Here is a 17,191-nt window from a genome sequence, read left to right as displayed (position 1 = left end):
CCCGACGCCGCCGTGTCGCCGGCCTCGGTGGCCGCACAGGCAAACGCCGCCGACTTCGGCCTGGGCGACCTGGACTTCGCCGCACCGGACCCGTATGCGCAGGATCCGCTCGGCAAAGTGCCGGCCGACACCGCGCCGTTCCTGCAGGACGACGACTTCAACCTGTCGTACGATAAACCGGCGCCGGCACCTGCCGCAGAGCCAGCGTACGATCCGAGCATGGACTTCAGCCTCGACCTGCCGGGCGAACCGACGGCGGCGTCAGAGCCGGTCGGGTTGACCAAGGCCGCCCCGGCAGCCGACGCCGATGCCACCCGCGTGCCGCTGGACTTCGACGCCGCCGACTTCACCATTCCCGACCTGCCGGCCCTGGCCGTGCCGCCAGCCGAACCGGAGCCAGCAGCCGCGCCGGCATCGGCGCCCGCCGTGGCCGACAAGGACGCTGCACCCGAGTTCGACCTCTCCGGCATCGACTTCGACCTGAACAGCGAGCCTGAACCGGTGGAAGCTGCCGAGGCTGGCCGTGCCGACACTGGCCGTGCCGAACCAATGTCCGCATTGCACATGGAAATGGACACCAAGCTCGACCTCGCCGTCGCCTACCAGGAAATCGGCGACAAGGAAGGCGCCCGCGAACTGCTCGATGAAGTGCTGCGCGGCGGCAGCGACGAGCAAGTAGCAAAAGCTACGAAGATGAAAGAGCAATTGGGCTAGACGCTATAATGGCCGATTCGTAAATTCAGATTGGGCAGCAATTGAAACGGATCGCAATCGGCCTGCAGTACGACGGCACCGCCTGGCACGGCTACCAGAAGCAGGAAAGCGGCCTCACCGTGCAGGATCAGCTCGAACGGGCCCTGGAGAAGTTCGCCAGGGTGCCGCTGGCCACCACCTGCGCCGGCCGCACCGATACCGGCGTCCATGCGCTCGAACAAGTCGTCCACTTCGATACCGACCTTTCCCGCGATCCCAATGCCTGGCTGCGCGGCGTCAACGCCTTTTTGCCGCCGTCGATCGCCGTGCGCTGGGCCAGGGAACTGCCGGGCGACCCCAGTGTCAACGATTTTTTCCACGCCCGCTTCAGCGCCCGCGCCCGTACCTACCACTACGTGCTGTACAACAATCCCACCCGCTCGCCGCTGCTCGAAGGCCGCGCCGGCTTTTATTTTCGGCCGCTCGACGTCGAACTGATGCAGCAGGCCGTGGCGCCGCTGCTGGGCTGGCATGACTTCACGGCGTTTCGCGCGGCCCAGTGCCAGGCCAAGTCGCCGGTCAAGCTGATGCACGATATCCAGATCAGGCGTCACGGCGAGCTGGTGGTGTTTACCATCACCGCCAACGCCTTCCTGCACCACATGGTGCGCAACCTGGTCGGCTCGCTGGTGTATATCGGTACCGGCCGCCAGGGGCCCGAGTGGCTCGGCGAACTGCTGGTATCGAAAGACCGCCATGCCGCCGCGCCCACCTTCATGCCGGACGGGCTGTACCTGGCCAAGATCGATTACGACCCCAAGTGGGAGCTGCCGCTGGAGACCACGTCGCCGCTGCCCTGGTTCTAAAGGAAATAATGTGAAGCGCACCCGTATCAAGATCTGCGGCCTGACCCGCGTGGAAGACGTGCAGGCGGCGGTCGCCCTGGGCGCCGACGCCATCGGCTTCGTGTTCTACCCTAAAAGCCCGCGCTACGTCACGCCGGAACAGGCCGCCGCCCTGATCGCGGCCGTGCCGCCTTTCGTTACCTGCACCGGCCTGTTCGTCAACGCCACGCCGGAAGAGGTGGCGGCAGTGGTGAAAGTGGCGCCGGTGGCGCTGGTGCAGTTGCACGGCGACGAGAGCATCGAGCAGTCGGCCGCGATTGCAGCGGCCTGCGGGAGACAGTTCCTGCGCGTGTTCCGGGTGAAACCCGACACCGCGCCCGATGATTTGCTAGAATACGAACAGCTATGCCGTGCCGCCAGTCCCTTGTTCACCAGCCTGTTGCTGGATACATATGTGGATGCTTATGGTGGCGCAGGAAAGGGTTTTGATTGGTCTCTCGTTCCAAAAGAGCTCGCGCCTCGGGTCGTTTTGAGTGGTGGCTTGAGCGTACACAACGCCACTGACGCGGTGGTGAGCGTACGTCCCTACGCGGTCGACATCAGCAGCGGTGTCGAAGCAGCGAAGGGCATCAAGGACGCCCGCAAGATCGCCGACTTTATTGCGGCAGTGCGGGCCGGAGACGACCAGCTCGACAGAGCAACCCTGAAAGAACACCACCATGAAAGCCTTGCCTGAAATCGGCGCAGCCGCGCCCCTGTTCCACGCCGCCGACTACGACTTCCCCAGCGCCAGCGGCCACTTCGGCCCCTACGGCGGCGCCTTCGTGGCCGAAACGCTCACGTACGCACTGGCGGAACTGAACGCCGCCTACGAACGTTACAGCCACGACCAGGAATTCCTCGAAGAATTCCGTTATGAACTCAAGCACTTCGTCGGCCGTCCTTCGCCGATCTACCACGCCAAACGCTGGTCCGAAATCGCCGGCGGCGCGCAAATCTACTTCAAGCGCGAAGACCTGAATCACACCGGCGCCCACAAGATCAACAACGTGATCGGCCAGGCCTTGCTGGCCCGTCGCATGGGCAAGAAACGTATCATCGCCGAGACCGGCGCTGGCCAGCACGGCGTGGCCACAGCCACCATTTGCGCCCGCTTCGGCCTCGAGTGCGTGGTGTACATGGGCAGCGAGGACGTCAAGCGCCAGGCGCAAAACGTCTATCGCATGAAGCTGCTGGGCGCGACCGTGGTGCCGGTGGAGTCGGGCTCGAAAACCCTCAAGGACGCGCTCAACGAAGCGATGCGCGACTGGGTCACCAACATCGAAAACACCTTTTATATCATCGGCACCGTGGCCGGCCCGCACCCGTACCCGATGCTGGTGCGCGACTTCCAGTCGGTGATCGGCGAGGAATGCCTGGTGCAGATGCCTGAAATGACCGGCCGCCAGCCGGACGTGGTGACTGCCTGTATCGGCGGCGGTTCCAACGCCATGGGCATTTTCTACCCGTATATCGACCAGAAACAGGTGCGCCTGATCGGCGTTGAAGCGGCCGGCGAGGGACTCGACGGCAACAAGCATTCGGCCTCGCTGAGCAAGGGGTATCCGGGCGTACTGCACGGCAACCGGACGTACTTGCTGCAGGACGAGAACGGCCAGATCATCGAGACCCATTCGGTGTCGGCCGGCCTCGACTATCCGGGCGTCGGCCCCGAGCATGCCCACCTGAAAGACATCGGTCGCGCCGAGTACGTGTCGATCACCGATGACGAAGCCTTGCAGGCCTTCCACGATTGCTGCCATATCGAGGGCATCATCCCGGCGCTGGAATCGGCGCACGCGCTGGCGTTCGCGGTGAAACTGGCTGCGACCATGCCGAAGGACAAGATCATCCTGGCCAACCTGTCGGGCCGCGGCGACAAGGACATGCATACGGTGGCGGAGCGGATGGGGCTCAATTTCAGCTGATCTCAAGCTGGAACAATTCTCCCATTCACTTTACAGAAAGCACACCATGTCCCGTATCGCCGCCACCTTTGCCGCCTTAAAAGAACAGAACAAGACCGCCCTGGTCACCTTCATTACCGCCGGCGACCCCGGCCCCACGCTCACCGTGCCGCTGATGCACGCGCTGGTGGCCGGCGGCGCCGACATCATCGAGCTGGGCGTGCCGTTTTCCGACCCGATGGCCGAAGGCCCGGTCATCCAGCGCGCCTGCGAACGCGCGCTGGCGCACGGCGTCGGCATCCGCGACGTTTTTGCTTACGTGGCCGAGTTCCGCAAGACCAACCAGGCCACCCCGGTGGTGCTGATGGGCTACGCCAACCCGATCGAACGCATCGGTACCGACGCCTTCATCGCCAGTTCGCAGGCGGTGGGCGCCGACGGCGCCATCGTGGTCGATTACCCGCCGGAAGAGTGCGAAGACTTCGCCGCCGCCATGCGCGCCGCCGACCTGGACCTGATCTTCCTGCTGGCGCCCACCTCGACCGAGGCACGCATCAAGCAGGTGGCGCGCGTTGGCGGCGGCTTCAGCTATTACGTCTCGCTCAAGGGCGTGACCGGCGCTGGCAACATCGACACGGTGGACGTGGCCAACCGCCTGGCGGCGATCCGCGCACACGTCTCGCTGCCGATCGGCGTCGGTTTCGGCATCCGCGACGGCGCCACCGCGCGCGCCGTGGCCGAAGTGGCCGACGCCGTCGTGATCGGCAGCCGCATCATCCAGGAAATCGAACAGCACGGCGCCGAGGGTGCCGTGGCGGCGGTACAAACCTTCGTGGCCGGCATCCGCAGCGCGCTGGACGCCTGAAGTCTTTCGATTCAGCGGGAACTTCGACCTTGAACCATAGTCATACACTGACTATGTTGAAAGGCGAGGTGCTGCCATGCGTTTTGAGTGGGATGCCATCAAAGCAGCGGCGAACCTTCGCAAACACGGTGTAAGCTTCGAAGAAGCCAGCACCGTGTTTTACGACGGAAGTGCGAGGGAGATGTTTGATCACCTGCACTCCGATGACGAAGATCGATTCCATCTTCTAGGCATCAGTGAGAATGATCGTCTATTGGTGGTGTCTCACTGCTATCGAAGCAACATCATTGTGCGCATCATTTCGGCGCGAAAAGCTCAACCGCGCGAGAAAATACGTTACCTGGAAAGGTAAAAAAATGACCGACCCGGTAGATTTTTCCCATGCTCTTCCCAATCCCTACTTCGAAAAGCTCAGTCGAGAAATAACCGTTCGGCTGGATTTTCGTTCGATCGAATATTTCCAAAAGCTTGGTGAACCGTATGGTCTGAGCGCTGAAGAAATGATGTATCGTTATCTTCGCCACCTGGCAGGATCAGGTTACAGTGCCGACCTGGGCATACTCACGCTTGACCAACGCAAGCAGCTCGAGGAATCGTTAGCTGATGAGACTAATACCCCTGCGGATGCATAGTGGCTTCCCTCTAAAGCAGCTATAAAGCAATGACTCAAAGTAAAAATTAATGTATTGCAATGTTCGACAGGGTCGCCAGAAACGGCTACACTTCGGCCACGAGTAAGCTGCAAGGAGAAATGATGAGTTGGTTAGAGAAACTGCTGCCCCCGCGCATACAGCGCACCGACGTCGCCGCGCGCAAGACCATGCCCGAAGGCCTGTGGGTCAAATGCCCGTCGTGCGAGTCGGTCCTGTATCGCACCGACCTGGAGTCGAACCTGCACGTGTGTCCCAAGTGCGACCACCACATGCGCATCCGCGCGCGTGAACGGCTCGACAGCCTGCTCGACGCTGGCGGCCGTTATGAAATCGGCATGGATACCCTGCCGGTCGATACCCTAAAATTCAAGGACAGCAAGAAATATCCTGACCGCCTCAAGCAGGCCATGGAAGCCACCGGCGAAACCGACGCCATGATCGTCATGGGCGGCGCCATCCTCAGCATGCCGGTCGTGGTGGCGTGCTTCGAGTTCGAATTCATGGGCGGCTCGATGGGCTCCGTGGTGGGCGAGCGCTTCGTGCGCGGCGCGCAGGCGGCGCTGGAACAGAAAGTGCCGTTCATTTGCATTACCGCCACCGGCGGTGCGCGCATGCAGGAAGGGCTGCTGTCGCTGATGCAGATGGCCAAGACCACCTCGATGCTGACCAAGCTGGCCGAGAAAAAGCTGCCGTTCATCAGCGTGCTGACCGATCCGACCATGGGCGGCGTGTCGGCCTCGTTCGCCTTCATGGGCGACGTGGTGATGGCCGAGCCGAAAGCGCTGATCGGCTTCGCCGGCCCGCGCGTGATCGAGAACACCGTGCGCGAGAAGCTGCCGGAAGGCTTCCAGCGCTCCGAGTTCCTGGTCACCAAGGGTGCGATCGACATGATCGTCGACCGCCGCAAGATGCGCGAAGAAATCGCCCGTCTGCTCGCCTTGTTACAGAACCAACCAGCTGAAGTAATAGCCTAAGGGACCTCGCAAACCGTAGCGAGCGGTTCGTTATCGTCGGGAGTAGCGCAAGCGTACGCAGGTACGCTGAGCAACGCAGCGGCGATAGCGGATCGCGCAGTAGGTTTGCGAGGTTCCCACCACGCGGCGCGCAATCGGATATGATCCTGCGCGCCGTTTCTTATTTTAGAGCCACATCATGTCCAATCTCCCCACCACCTTGCCTGCCTGGCTTGCGCTGCTTGAAGCGCGCCACGCCGAAACCGTCATCAACATGGGCCTCGACCGCGTGCTCGCCGTCAAGGAGCGCCTGCAACTGGCATTCACTTGCCCCGTGATCATGGTGGCCGGCACCAACGGCAAGGGTTCCACCTGCGCCATGCTCGAGTCGATCCTGCTCCGCGCCGGCTACAAGGTGGGCCTGTACATCAAGCCGCACTTCCTCGACTTTAACGAGCGCGCCCGCGTCAATGGCGAGCTGGCCACCGACGCGCAACTGGTGGCAGCGTTCAACGCGGTCGAGGCGGCCCGTGGCGATACCACGCTGACGTACTTCGAGTTCACCACCCTGGCCATCATGGGCCTGCTGGCCGGCGCCGGCATGGACGTGGTGATCCTGGAAGTGGGCCTCGGCGGCCGCCTTGATGCGGTCAACGTCGTCGACGCCGACGTGGCGATCGTCACCAGCATCGATATCGACCATACCGACTACCTGGGCGACACGCGCGAGGCCATCGGTTTCGAAAAAGCCGGCATCTTCCGCGCTGGCAAGGTGGCGATCTGCTCCGACCCGGTGCCGCCGCAAACCCTGATCGACCACGCCGCAGCCATCGGCGCCGACCTGTGGCTGATGGGCCGCGACTTCAATTACTCGGGCGACAAGCAGCAATGGAACTACGGCGGCCGCTCGCAGCGCCGCAATTCGCTGGCGTACCCGAGCCTGCGCGGCGCCAACCAGATCCTCAACGCCTGCGCCGCGCTGGCCGCGCTCGAGGCGCTGCGCATCGAGTTGCCGGTGGGCGCGCAGGAAGTGCGTACCGGCCTGGTGACGGTGGAACTGCCAGGCCGCTTCCAGGTGCTGCCGGGCCGTCCGACCGTGATCCTTGATGTCGCCCACAATCCGCATGCGGCCTCGGCGCTGAACCAGAACCTCGGCAACATGGGTTTTCACCCTTACACCTTCGCCGTGTTCGGCTCCATGCAGGACAAGGATATCGACGGCGTGATCGCCGCCATGTCCGAGCATGTCGATCACTGGTGCCTGGCCACCTTGCCATCGCCGCGCTCGGCCACGGCGTCGGAACTGGCCGCCAAGGTGCAGCTGGTGCAGGAAGACAAGGCCGAACGGACCATCAATATCTTCGACGATCCGGCTGCGGCGTACGCAAATGCGGTCAGCCGGGCCGGGGAGAATGATAGAATTGTGGTCTTTGGATCTTTCCTCACCGTTGCCGGCGTCATGGCGGCGCGAAAATCCTCATTCCATTGAACACACAGGACTGAAATCACGCATGGGCTTGTTCTCGAAATTCGGCAAAAACAAGCAAGAATCGGCCCGGGACAGCGGCTATTACACCAGTGCCGATGACCAGGCAGCGCTCGAGCGCGCCCGTTCCAAGCGCGCCACCGCCGACGACGGTCCGCGCCGCCGAACGCGCGACCGCGAAGCCGATGATCCGGTCTTGCCCGAAAAGAAACGCGCACGCCGCCGCCTGGTTGGCGCCATCGCGCTGGCGCTGGCGGTTGCCGTCGGTTTGCCGATGGTGCTCGATTCCGAGCCCAAGCCGCTGGCGTCCGATATCGACATCAAGATTCCGTCCAAGGAGCGCACGACCGACGCGCCTGCCCGCGCACCCGCGCCGATTGCCGACCGCGACACACTCGACAGCCGCGAGGAAATCGTCGACGACGCCAAGCCCGATGCCAAGCCGGCCGCAGCTTCGGCGAACAAGCCCGCTGCCAAACCCGACACCGGCCTGTCGGCGCAAGCCCAGGCGCATTCCGACGAACTGGACCGCTCGGTAGCCGCCAGCGAAGCGCGCGCCAAGGCCGAGGCCGACGCCCGCAACAAGCAGGAAGCCGACCGCCGCGCCGAGCAGGAGCGCCGCCGCGAGGCCGAGCGCAAGCTGGCCGAAGTCAAGGCCGCCGCCAAAACCGATGCCAGGGCCGACGCCAAGGCGGATGCCGACGCCAAGGCAAAAGCCAGGGATGAAGCCAAAGCCAAGGCGGACGCCAGGGCCGAGGCCGACCGCAAGCTGGCCGAGTCGCGCGCGGCCGAGGCCAAAGCGGCCAAGCTTGCCGCCGCCAAGCCGGCCGCCGACAGCAAGCAGTCGCAAGATGCGCGCGCACTGGCCATCCTCGAAGGCAAGACCGCCAAGCCTGCATCGGCGGCCCCTGCAGCGGACGCCGGCCAGAAATTCGTGCTGCAGGTGGCCGCGCTGAGCGACCAGGCCAAGGTCAGCGAATTGCGCGAACGCCTCAAGCAGGCCGGTATCAGTTCGTACACGCAAAAAGCGCCGTCGGGCGAGGTCACGCGCGTGCGCGTGGGTCCGTTCAGCAGCAAGGAAGAGGCGGAAAAAGTTCGCGCCAAGCTGCAGAGCATGGGCCTGGCCGGCCGCCTGGAAACCGTCTGACCGGCACGGTACGCCTGATCAGCGCGAGCTTGTCGTGACCATCTTCGATTACATCGTGATCTTCGTGCTGGCGGCTTCGGTTGTCATCAGCATGGTGCGCGGACTGGTCAAGGAAGTGCTGTCGCTGTTGAGCTGGATCGTGGCCTTCGTGGTGGCCAATGCCTACGCTGCGCACCTGGCGGTACTGCTGCCGGAGGTGGTGCCGGGCGAGGTGCTGCGGCTGATCGTGGCGTTCATCGCCCTGTTTATCGGCGCGCGGATTCTGATGGGCTTGCTGTCCATGGTGCTGGGTGTCTTGATCGACGCCGGCGGCCTGAGCCTGTTCGACCGGCTGCTCGGCGCCGTGTTCGGTCTCGGCCGTGGCCTTGTAATTGTGCTGGCCGCCGTCATCTTGGGTGGCATGACCGCATTGCCGCAAGAGGCACTCTGGAAGGATGCGCTGCTCAGCCCGTATTGCGAGCTGGGCGCGCGCGTGGTCAAGGACTACCTTCCCGCCGCCATGGCGCAGCACGTGAATTTTTGAAGTTTACAATTTTTGAGATACCGTTTTTAATCTGCAGTCCAGTCCAGGAGCATCAACATGTGTGGCATCGTCGGCGTCGTCTCCCATCAACCTGTCAACCAACTGCTGTATGACGCACTGCTGCTGTTGCAGCACCGCGGCCAGGATGCGGCAGGTATCGCTACCAATCACAGCAGCATGTTCGCCATGCACAAGGCCAACGGCCTGGTGCGCGACGTCTTCCGTACCCGCAATATGCGTACGCTGCAGGGCAACTCGGGCATCGGCCACTGCCGTTATCCGACCGCCGGTTCGTCGAGCGAGGAAGAAGCGCAGCCGTTCTACGTCAACGCACCGTTCGGCATCACCTTGGCCCACAACGGCAACCTGACCAACTGGGAACAGCTCAAGGAAGAGATGTTCAAGAACGACCGCCGCCACATCAACACCGATTCCGACTCGGAAGTGTTGCTCAACGTGCTGGCCCACGAAATCCAGAAAGCCACGGTCGATATCTCGATCGACGCCGAAACCATTTTCCAGGCAGTGACCGTCTTGATGCGCCGCGTCCGCGGCGGCTATGCGGCCGTGGCGCAAATCGCCGGCGTCGGTTTGCTGGCCTTCCGCGATCCGTACGGCATTCGTCCGCTGTGCCTGGGCATCAATGAAACCGAGCAGGGCAACGAATACCTGATCGCGTCCGAATCGGTGGCGCTCGAAGGCATGGGCTTCCGCTTCGTGCGCGATATCGCGCCGGGCGAAACCGTGTTCATCGACAACGACAAGCAGCTGCACACGCGCCAGTGCGCCGACAACCCGTCGCTCAACCCGTGCGTGTTCGAATTCGTGTACCTGGCCCGCCCCGACTCGGTCATCGACGGCGCTTCGGTGTACAGCACGCGCCTGAAAATGGGCGAATACCTGGCCAAAAAAATCCAGCGTGAAGGCCTGGCTGACGATATCGACGTGGTCATGCCGATTCCTGATTCGTCGCGTCCGGCAGCGATCCAGCTGGCGCTGGCGCTGGGCAAGGAATACCGCGAAGGCTTCATCAAGAACCGCTACATCGGCCGTACCTTCATCATGCCCGGCCAGGCTGCACGTAAAAAATCGGTGCGCCAGAAGCTCAACGCGATTCCGGACGAGTTCAAGGACAAAGTGGTGCTGCTGGTGGACGACTCCATCGTGCGCGGCACCACCAGCCGCGAGATCGTGCAAATGGCGCGCGACTCCGGCGCCAAGAAAGTGATCTTCGCTTCGGCTGCGCCACCGGTGATCTACCCGAACGTGTACGGCATCGACATGCCGACCCGCGACGAGCTGATCGCCCACGGCCGCACGGTGGAAGAAGTGTGCCGCGAGATCACCGCCGACGCCCTGGTGTACCAGGACATCGAAGCGCTCAAGCAGGCCATTTCGGACGTCAACCCGGAGCTGACCAGCTTCGAGGCGTCATGCTTCGACGGCGTCTACATCACCGGCGACGTCAGCCGCGAGTACCTGGACAAGCTGGAAAACGAGCGCAACAACCCGACCAAGGCCGCCAAGCCGGAAGACGCAGGCCGCTCGCAGCTGAACCTGAACCTGGCCAACGAAGGCTGATGACGTTTTACCCCGCACACCCACGTCATGGGGTCTGACCCCGCAGGGGCCGACCCCGGTTGTGGCGGTGCGGGTTTGAATTGGGCAGACCATGACCGACAAGAAAAACTACGGCTTCACCACCACCATCCTGCACAACGACCGCCAGAAGGGCATTGAGCACGGATCGCTGCACAAGCCGATCCACACCTCGGTGGCTTTCGGCTACGCCGATGCGCGCCAGCTGGCATCGGTATTCCAGGGCAAGGAGCCGGGCTTTCGCTACGGTCGCCAGGGCAACCCGACCATCGCCGCGCTGGAAGACAAGGTCAACCAGATGGAGCAGGGCGTGGGCACGATCTGCTTCGCCACCGGCATGGGCGCGATCGGCGCCGTGTTCCAGGCGCTGCTGCGTACCGGCGACCACGTGGTGTCGTCGTCGTTCTTGTTCGGTAATACCAACAGCCTGTGGCAAACCACCATGGCGCAGGGCGTGGGCGTGTCGCTCGTCGATGCCACCGACGTCGCCAACGTGGCGGCGGCCATCACCGACAACACCCGCGTGGTGTTCGTGGAAACCATCGCCAACCCGCGCACGCAGGTGGCCGACCTCGAGCGTATTGGCGAACTGTGCCAGGCCCGCGGCATCCTGTACGTGGTCGATAACACCATGACCACGCCGTATTTGTTCCGGCCAAAGTCGGTTGGCGCCGGCCTGGTGGTCAATGCACTGACCAAGTCGATCGGCGGCCACGGCAACGCTTTGGGCGGCAGCATCACCGATACCGGCGCCTATGACTGGACCCGGTTCCCGAACATCTACGAGAACTATAAAAAGGCGCAGCCGTTGCAATGGGGCCTGGCGCAAATCCGCGCCAAGGCGCTGCGCGACTTCGGTGCGTCATTGGCGCCAGAGGCCGCGCACCATATCGCCGTGGGCGCCGAAACCCTGGCGCTGCGCATGGAGCGCACCAGCAGCAACGCGCTGGCGCTGGCCAGGCTGCTGGAATCGGACGAGCGCGTGGCGGCGGTGTACTACCCGGGGCTGGCCTCGCACCCGCAGCATGGCATCAGCTCCGAGCTGTTCCGCAAGCATGGTTCGCTGCTGAGTTTTGAACTGAAGGACGGCATCGACTGCTTCGATTTCCTCAATCGCCTGAAACTGGCGATTCCAGCGTCGAACCTCGGCGACACGCGCACCCTGATCATCCCGGTGGCGCACACGATCTTCTACGAGATGGGCGCCGAGCGGCGCGCGTCGATGGGGATTGCCGAGTCGCTGATACGGGTGTCGGTCGGCATCGAGGATGAGGACGACCTGCTGGAAGACTTCAGCTGCGCCCTGGAAGGATGCTGAAAACAACAAGGACCGCCGCGGCGGTCCTTGTTGTTTAGTGCCAGGTGCGCATCAAGCCTACTGCCAGGCCTTCAAGCGCAAACTCGTCCGCCTCCGGATCGACCTTGATGATCTTGAACTCCGGGTTTTCCGGCAGCAGTTCCACCAGCGAGCCGGTCTTGCGGTAGCGCTTGACCGTCACTTCGTTGCCGATGCGCGCCACCACGATCTGGCCATTCTTGGCGCTGTCGATCTTTTTCACCGCCAGCAGGTCGCCGTCCATGATGCCGGCGTCGCGCATCGATTCGCCGCGCACCTTGAGCAGGTAGTCGGGCTTGGCCGAGAACATGGCCGGATCAACGCTGTAGCTCGCCTCCAGGTTTTCCTGCGCCAGGATGGGCGAACCGGCAGCCACGCGGCCGATCAGCGGCAGCGACATCATCAACGAAGGTGGAATCCTGGCGGCGGCCGGTTCCGCATGCACACCGAGCAGGCGGATGCCGCGCGACGTGCCGGCCGCGATTTCGATCGCGCCCTTGCGCGCCAGCGCCTGCAAGTGCTCTTCGGCGGCGTTGGCCGACTTGAAGCCCAGCTCGTTGGCGATCTCGGCGCGCGTGGGCGGGAAGCCGGTGTTTTCGATGGCGTCCTTGATCAGATTGAGAATTTGTTCCTGGCGTGCGGTGAGCTTGATCATGGGGTCAGTAGGCTGTGTATATAGACAGTCTGTATTTTTGTACAGTATGCGCGCCAATGCAAGAGAATTTCTTGCATCAGGCGAAATAATGTGAAAAAAGTTGTTACAGGCCCGTCTCACAGCGGTTTCAGGACGACGCGCAGGGCAGTTTTGGCCAATGGCACCACGTAACTGCCGCGCTCAATGAACAATTCACCGGCCTTCAGATGATGGGGGCTTTGCACCCGCAGCCGCGCGGTGGGCGTCTGCACGGTTGCCGCCGCCAGCTCCAGCGTGATGACGCCGCTGCGCGGATCGTAGGTGGCGCTGTCGATCTTGCCGGCTTCGAGCGTGATCCAGGCGCGCGCGGGCGCCACGAACAGGCGGGTGCGGGCGCTGTCGCGCGGCACGATGCGAATCAGGCCGTCGGCCTGCTCGTCGAGGTTGGCGCCAAACGCCAGCCAGCCGAAGGTCGGATCCTTGAGCACGTAACTGGCGCTGGCAATGGCGTGGCCGTAGAAGCCCATGCCGTAGTCGCCGCTGTAGGCATCCCAGCGCATCATGTCGGGCCAGGCGTGGAAGGCGGCCGAGCCGAAGCCGTCGCGGTCGATATTGGTGATGCCGCCCAGCAGGCCGCCGTAGGCCACGCGCAGCAAGTGCAAGTCGGCCGGATTGGCGCGGTAGGCGTCGAACAGCGGCACCGCGTTCAAGGTCGAGCCGTAGTGGTGCACCTGGCGCTCGATGCGCGCGGTCTTGCCGCCGTACAGGAAGTCCCAGTAGCGGCGGGCATTGCCGTTGTAGGCCCAGCTGGGCATGGTCGGATCGTAGCCGAGTATCACTTCGCGCGTAATGTCGGCTTGCCGCTGGTAGCCGAAGTGGCGCATCCAGGCGTACACCTCGGCCTGGCCGGTGGAGTCCCACGCCATTTCGCTGCCGAACGGGAAGGCGAGGGTACGCCAGTGGTCGGCGCGTTGCTGCATCATGCGCCGCATGTCGGCCGCTTCGACCGTCATGCCCTCGTGTTGCAGGTCGGTCAGGATGTCGAGGAAGACGTCGCCTTCCATCAGGCCGAACCGCGTGTATTCGGGGGCGTCGCGCATCATCGCCACCGTGGTCTGGTAGGCGTGCTGCAGATACCAGCGCCAGTCGTGCGCCGTGACCAGGCCCACGTGATTGCGCGCCAGGCGGTACAGCACCCAGTGGCCGATGGCCACGTGCGGATAGTTGTAGGCGCGGCCCAGGTCGCCCGCGTCCTTTTTCGACCACGAGGTCCAGGTTTTCCAGTTGGTCGCGGCAGCGTAGTAGCCGGGGAAAGCAGCGGGGTCGTAGTAGAACAGGCTCTTGCGCACGGCGCCCGCTTGCGGGCCGTCGGCCACTTGCAGCTTGCCGACCACGGTTTCATTGACCAGGCGCTCGAGCTTGGCGACCTCGGCGGCGTCGGGATTGTCGAGCTGTTTGGCCATGGCCGCCACCCAGCTGCCGGCGCCGCCTTCGTCGCTCATGCCCGAGATCCACACGCGCGGATCGTCGGTGACCACGCGGTTGACCGCGCGGTCGTAGGTGAGAATGGCCGGGGCGCGGCCGAACGGATCGTTCTTGTCATCGAACCACTGGCGCGTGGTGGTAAAGCGCCCGAGGTCGGCCACCACCTGGTCGAGCGGCTTGGTGACGAAATAGCTGACGGTTTGCACGCTGCCGTCGGCGTAGCTGATGCTGAGGCGCGCCGGGCCCCACGCGCGGCCCTGCACCGTGTAGCGGCGCCAGCCCTTGGTTTTTGCAGTGCCCGCTGCTGCCGGCGTCACCACCAGCGCTGCGGCCGGCGCGCTAACGATGCCGGTCACGCGCTGCGGGCTGTTGAGAAACAGCGTGGCATCGAGGTCGGTGGGCACGACGTAACCGGGAATGCCGACCGCCACTGGCCGCTTCTGCGCGATCAGGCTGGCCTCGATCGCGCGGATCGACGGCGCCAGGGTGAAGCGCACGCCGATGTCGCGCCGTTCGCCCGGCGCCAGCGTGATGCTGGTGGGCGTATTCCACTGTTCGCCGGCGTTTTTCCATTCCCGTTCGGCGTAGGCGCGGCTGGCGACGGTCCAGTCGTAGAAACCCTCGGCCGTTTGCGCGCGGGGCGTGCGGTCGGTGAGCGGACGCCATGCTTCGAGCGGCGTGTGGCCCTCAGGCATGACCAGCAGCGCCGGGCCCTTGCCGTTCAGGCGCGTTACCTGCAGGTAGCCGGCATCGCGGCCGATGTACGGATCGACGAAACTGGCGCTGGCGTGGGCTTGTTCCAGCGTGCGGTCAGTGATGATATTGTCGAACACCATCGGCATGCCGAGGCCGCCGATCTCGATCGCCGCAGCAGTCGGGTTGACCAGGGTAAAACGCAGCGCCAGCACGCCGCCCTGGTCGCGCCAGCGCCGCTCGATGCGCAGCGGCAGGCCGGCGCCCATGGTGGCGGTGATGTCGGCAGCGGCCAGCGTGGCGCCGCCGGCGGGCAGGGCGCGGATCGGGCGGCGGGCGGCCGACGACGAGTAATCCTGCCATGGCGCGTCGGCGCTCACGCGCAGGCGCAGGTTGAGGTCGCCGATATGGGCGTAGCCATCGAAACGGCGCTCGGCCGCGCGCGTGCCGGGTACGAAGTCGAAGGAAGGATCGCTGACCGGATCGAGTCGGGCCAGGGTCTGGGTGTCCTGGCGCAAGGCCAGCAGAAATTGACGGGTGTGGTACGCCTGGTCGGCGGCCTGGGCCGGCGCAACCAGTGAAAAGGTCAGTGCCAGCAGCAGTGAACGGAGGATCAGCAAGGGTGGCCTCATTGAAATATTTACCTATTTGAATGATAGTAGCATGCCATCGCGGGGCTGGATTTCCGCCAAAAAAGCTGCTATAGTCGCGGGCTTACCTCTTCCCACACCTGTCTTGACGCCAGGGTGGGCACTATTCACAAGTCCTTAAGGGAGTTTTCATGCGTCACTACGAAATCGTATTTATCGTCCACCCGGACCAGAGCGAGCAAGTGCCCGCGATGATCGAACGTTACAAAACCACTGTAACGACCCGCGGTGGTTCCGTGCACCGTGTTGAAGATTGGGGCCGTCGTCAGATGGCTTACTCGATCCAGAAACTGGCCAAAGCACATTACATCTGCCTGAACATCGAATGCGACAACGAGACCCTGGTCGAGCTGGAAACCGCATTCAAATTCAATGATGCCGTGCTGCGTCACCTGACCGTCAAGCAGAAGAAAGCTGAAACCGCTCCTTCGCCAATGATGAAGACGGTTCAACGTGAAGATGCAGCCAAGTCGCATCGCGCCGAAGCCCCAGCAGCTGCTCCTGCTCCTGCCGCAGCCTAATTGTTTCAAGGAACCGAGCTGAACCAGCTCCAGTTCACCGCACTCATTGCCGAACGTGACGCCCTGCGTTACACCCCGGCAGGCATGCCGATCGTTAATGCTGTACTCCAGCACCGGTCGCAGCAAATGGAGGCGGGGATTGCCCGGTTGAGCGAGTTTGAAATTTCTGCGGTTGCCGCAGGCGAGATTTCAGGCAAGTTCAACGCGGCGCCGCTGGGCGGTGTGTACCAGTTCACTGGTTTCCTGAACAAGAAGACGCGCAATAGCAAAAGCCTGGTGTTTCACATCATTGATTTTAGTGCTGTCACGGACAGCTCAATTTAAATACAGGAGCCTCACATGGCATTCGGTAAAAAGTTCGACAAAAACAAGCTCAAGCTTAAAGAAAAGCGCAAGCAACAAAATCCACTGTTCAAGCGCAAGAAGTTCTGCCGCTTCACCGCCGCTGGCGTTGAGCAAGTGGACTACAAAGACGTAGACACCCTGAAAGACTTCGTCCAGGAAAATGGCAAGATCATGCCAGCACGTCTGACCGGCACCAAGGCGCACTACCAGCGTCAAGTGGACACCGCCATCAAGCGTGCCCGTTATCTGGCCCTGCTGCCATACACCGATCTGCACCACGCTTAATTGCGTAGTTTAGACAAGCATCTGGAGAAGAACTATGCAAATCATTCTGTTGGAAAAAGTCGTTAACCTGGGCAACCTGGGTGAAGTCGTTAAAGTCAAAGACGGTTACGCACGTAACTTCCTGATCCCGCAAAAAATGGCTCGCCGCGCTACCGCTGCTGCCGTTGCGGAATTCGAAGTCAAGCGCGCTGAACTGGAAAAAGCTGCTGCCGCCAAACTGGCTGCTGCGCAAGCTCAAGGCGAGAAACTGAACGGCATGACCGTGACCGTTTCGCAAAAAGCTGGTGTTGACGGCCGTCTGTTCGGTTCGGTCACCAACTTCGACATCGCTGAAGCGCTGACCAAGGTTGGTTTCGCTGTCGAGAAATCGGCTGTGCGCCTGCCTACCGGTCCTCTGAAGACCACCGGCGAGTTCCCGGTGAGCGTTGCTCTGCACACCGACGTGATCGCTGAAGTGACCGTTGCTGTTGTAGGCGAAGCTGCCTAATACTTGATTGGGGGTATCCCCCATCAAGTACGCAATACCAAGAAA

19 protein-coding genes are annotated in these 17,191 nt (G+C 62.9%); 17 read left to right on the top strand and 2 right to left on the bottom strand.

The window, feature by feature from the left end; translation table 11 throughout:
• The 13 genes from DUPY_RS28870 to DUPY_RS10635 all read left to right on the top strand — a co-directional run.
• Positions 1-714, top strand: a 714-nt coding sequence (locus DUPY_RS28870; protein ID WP_275531536.1) for a FimV C-terminal domain-containing protein, incomplete at its 5' end; no start/stop codon positions are given.
• 41 nt (positions 715-755) lie between these two features.
• Complete coding sequence (truA, locus tag DUPY_RS10690) at positions 756-1,559, top strand: tRNA pseudouridine(38-40) synthase TruA (RefSeq protein ID WP_070247850.1); 804 nt, start codon at positions 756-758, stop codon at positions 1,557-1,559.
• A gap of 10 nt (positions 1,560-1,569) precedes the next feature.
• A complete protein-coding gene (locus DUPY_RS10685; RefSeq protein ID WP_070247848.1) occupies positions 1,570-2,274 on the top strand; it encodes a phosphoribosylanthranilate isomerase in 705 nt (234 codons plus the stop codon).
• Positions 2,258-3,505 (top strand): tryptophan synthase subunit beta, encoded by a 1,248-nt coding sequence (gene trpB / locus DUPY_RS10680; RefSeq protein ID WP_070247846.1) that lies wholly within the window; start codon positions 2,258-2,260, stop codon positions 3,503-3,505. The genes DUPY_RS10685 and trpB overlap by 17 nt, the downstream gene beginning before the upstream one ends.
• A gap of 46 nt (positions 3,506-3,551) precedes the next feature.
• A complete protein-coding gene (gene trpA, locus DUPY_RS10675) occupies positions 3,552-4,349 on the top strand; it encodes a tryptophan synthase subunit alpha (protein WP_070247844.1) in 798 nt (265 codons plus the stop codon).
• A gap of 76 nt (positions 4,350-4,425) precedes the next feature.
• A complete protein-coding gene (locus DUPY_RS10670; RefSeq protein ID WP_070247842.1) occupies positions 4,426-4,701 on the top strand; it encodes a BrnT family toxin in 276 nt (91 codons plus the stop codon).
• Between the two features lie 4 nt (positions 4,702-4,705).
• Positions 4,706-4,981 carry a hypothetical protein gene (locus DUPY_RS10665; RefSeq protein ID WP_070247840.1) on the top strand — a complete coding sequence of 92 codons (276 nt, stop codon included), beginning with the start codon at positions 4,706-4,708 and terminating at the stop codon, positions 4,979-4,981.
• A gap of 122 nt (positions 4,982-5,103) precedes the next feature.
• Positions 5,104-5,976: an acetyl-CoA carboxylase, carboxyltransferase subunit beta gene (gene accD, locus DUPY_RS10660; RefSeq protein ID WP_070247838.1), complete on the top strand. Its 873-nt coding sequence runs from the start codon at positions 5,104-5,106 to the stop codon at positions 5,974-5,976.
• A gap of 178 nt (positions 5,977-6,154) precedes the next feature.
• A complete protein-coding gene (folC, locus tag DUPY_RS10655; RefSeq protein ID WP_070247836.1) occupies positions 6,155-7,444 on the top strand; it encodes a bifunctional tetrahydrofolate synthase/dihydrofolate synthase in 1,290 nt (429 codons plus the stop codon).
• Positions 7,445-7,466: 22 nt separating this feature from the next.
• Complete coding sequence (locus DUPY_RS10650; protein WP_070247834.1) at positions 7,467-8,588, top strand: SPOR domain-containing protein; 1,122 nt, start codon at positions 7,467-7,469, stop codon at positions 8,586-8,588.
• Positions 8,589-8,622: 34 nt separating this feature from the next.
• Entirely contained in the window at positions 8,623-9,111 is a 489-nt protein-coding gene (locus tag DUPY_RS10645) for a CvpA family protein (RefSeq protein ID WP_070247832.1), read from the top strand.
• Between the two features lie 57 nt (positions 9,112-9,168).
• Positions 9,169-10,692: an amidophosphoribosyltransferase gene (purF, locus tag DUPY_RS10640; RefSeq protein WP_070247831.1), complete on the top strand. Its 1,524-nt coding sequence runs from the start codon at positions 9,169-9,171 to the stop codon at positions 10,690-10,692.
• A gap of 91 nt (positions 10,693-10,783) precedes the next feature.
• Complete coding sequence (locus DUPY_RS10635) at positions 10,784-12,028, top strand: cystathionine gamma-synthase family protein (protein WP_070247829.1); 1,245 nt, start codon at positions 10,784-10,786, stop codon at positions 12,026-12,028.
• Positions 12,029-12,062: 34 nt separating this feature from the next.
• Here the strand turns inward: DUPY_RS10635 and lexA are convergent, their stop codons facing one another.
• Positions 12,063-12,701 carry a transcriptional repressor LexA gene (gene lexA / locus DUPY_RS10630; protein ID WP_070247827.1) on the bottom strand — a complete coding sequence of 213 codons (639 nt, stop codon included), beginning with the start codon at positions 12,699-12,701 and terminating at the stop codon, positions 12,063-12,065.
• Positions 12,702-12,817: 116 nt separating this feature from the next.
• Positions 12,818-15,478 carry a DUF5695 domain-containing protein gene (locus DUPY_RS10625; RefSeq protein WP_208600031.1) on the bottom strand — a complete coding sequence of 887 codons (2,661 nt, stop codon included), beginning with the start codon at positions 15,476-15,478 and terminating at the stop codon, positions 12,818-12,820.
• A gap of 161 nt (positions 15,479-15,639) precedes the next feature.
• Between DUPY_RS10625 and rpsF the strand changes: the two genes are divergently transcribed.
• The 4 genes from rpsF to rplI are packed head-to-tail and all read left to right on the top strand — an operon-like array spanning position 15,640 to position 17,146.
• Positions 15,640-16,029, top strand: coding sequence for a 30S ribosomal protein S6 (gene rpsF / locus DUPY_RS10620; protein WP_070247823.1), 390 nt, complete (start codon positions 15,640-15,642; stop codon positions 16,027-16,029).
• Positions 16,030-16,047: 18 nt separating this feature from the next.
• A complete protein-coding gene (priB, locus tag DUPY_RS10615; RefSeq protein ID WP_070247852.1) occupies positions 16,048-16,353 on the top strand; it encodes a primosomal replication protein N in 306 nt (101 codons plus the stop codon).
• Positions 16,354-16,368: 15 nt separating this feature from the next.
• The gene (gene rpsR / locus DUPY_RS10610) at positions 16,369-16,659 is read left to right on the top strand and encodes a 30S ribosomal protein S18 (protein WP_019922639.1); all 291 of its coding nucleotides are present in this window, start codon (positions 16,369-16,371) and stop codon (positions 16,657-16,659) included.
• Positions 16,660-16,693: 34 nt separating this feature from the next.
• Positions 16,694-17,146, top strand: a complete 453-nt coding sequence (gene rplI, locus DUPY_RS10605) for a 50S ribosomal protein L9 (RefSeq protein ID WP_019922638.1) — start codon at positions 16,694-16,696, stop codon at positions 17,144-17,146.
• The last annotated feature ends 45 nt before the right edge of the window (positions 17,147-17,191 follow it).

Origin of the sequence: Duganella phyllosphaerae (genome assembly GCF_001758785.1) — a bacterium.
In the GTDB taxonomy this organism is placed as follows: domain Bacteria; phylum Pseudomonadota; class Gammaproteobacteria; order Burkholderiales; family Burkholderiaceae_D; genus Rugamonas; species Rugamonas phyllosphaerae.
This window is presented reverse-complemented; position numbering and strand designations above follow the sequence as displayed.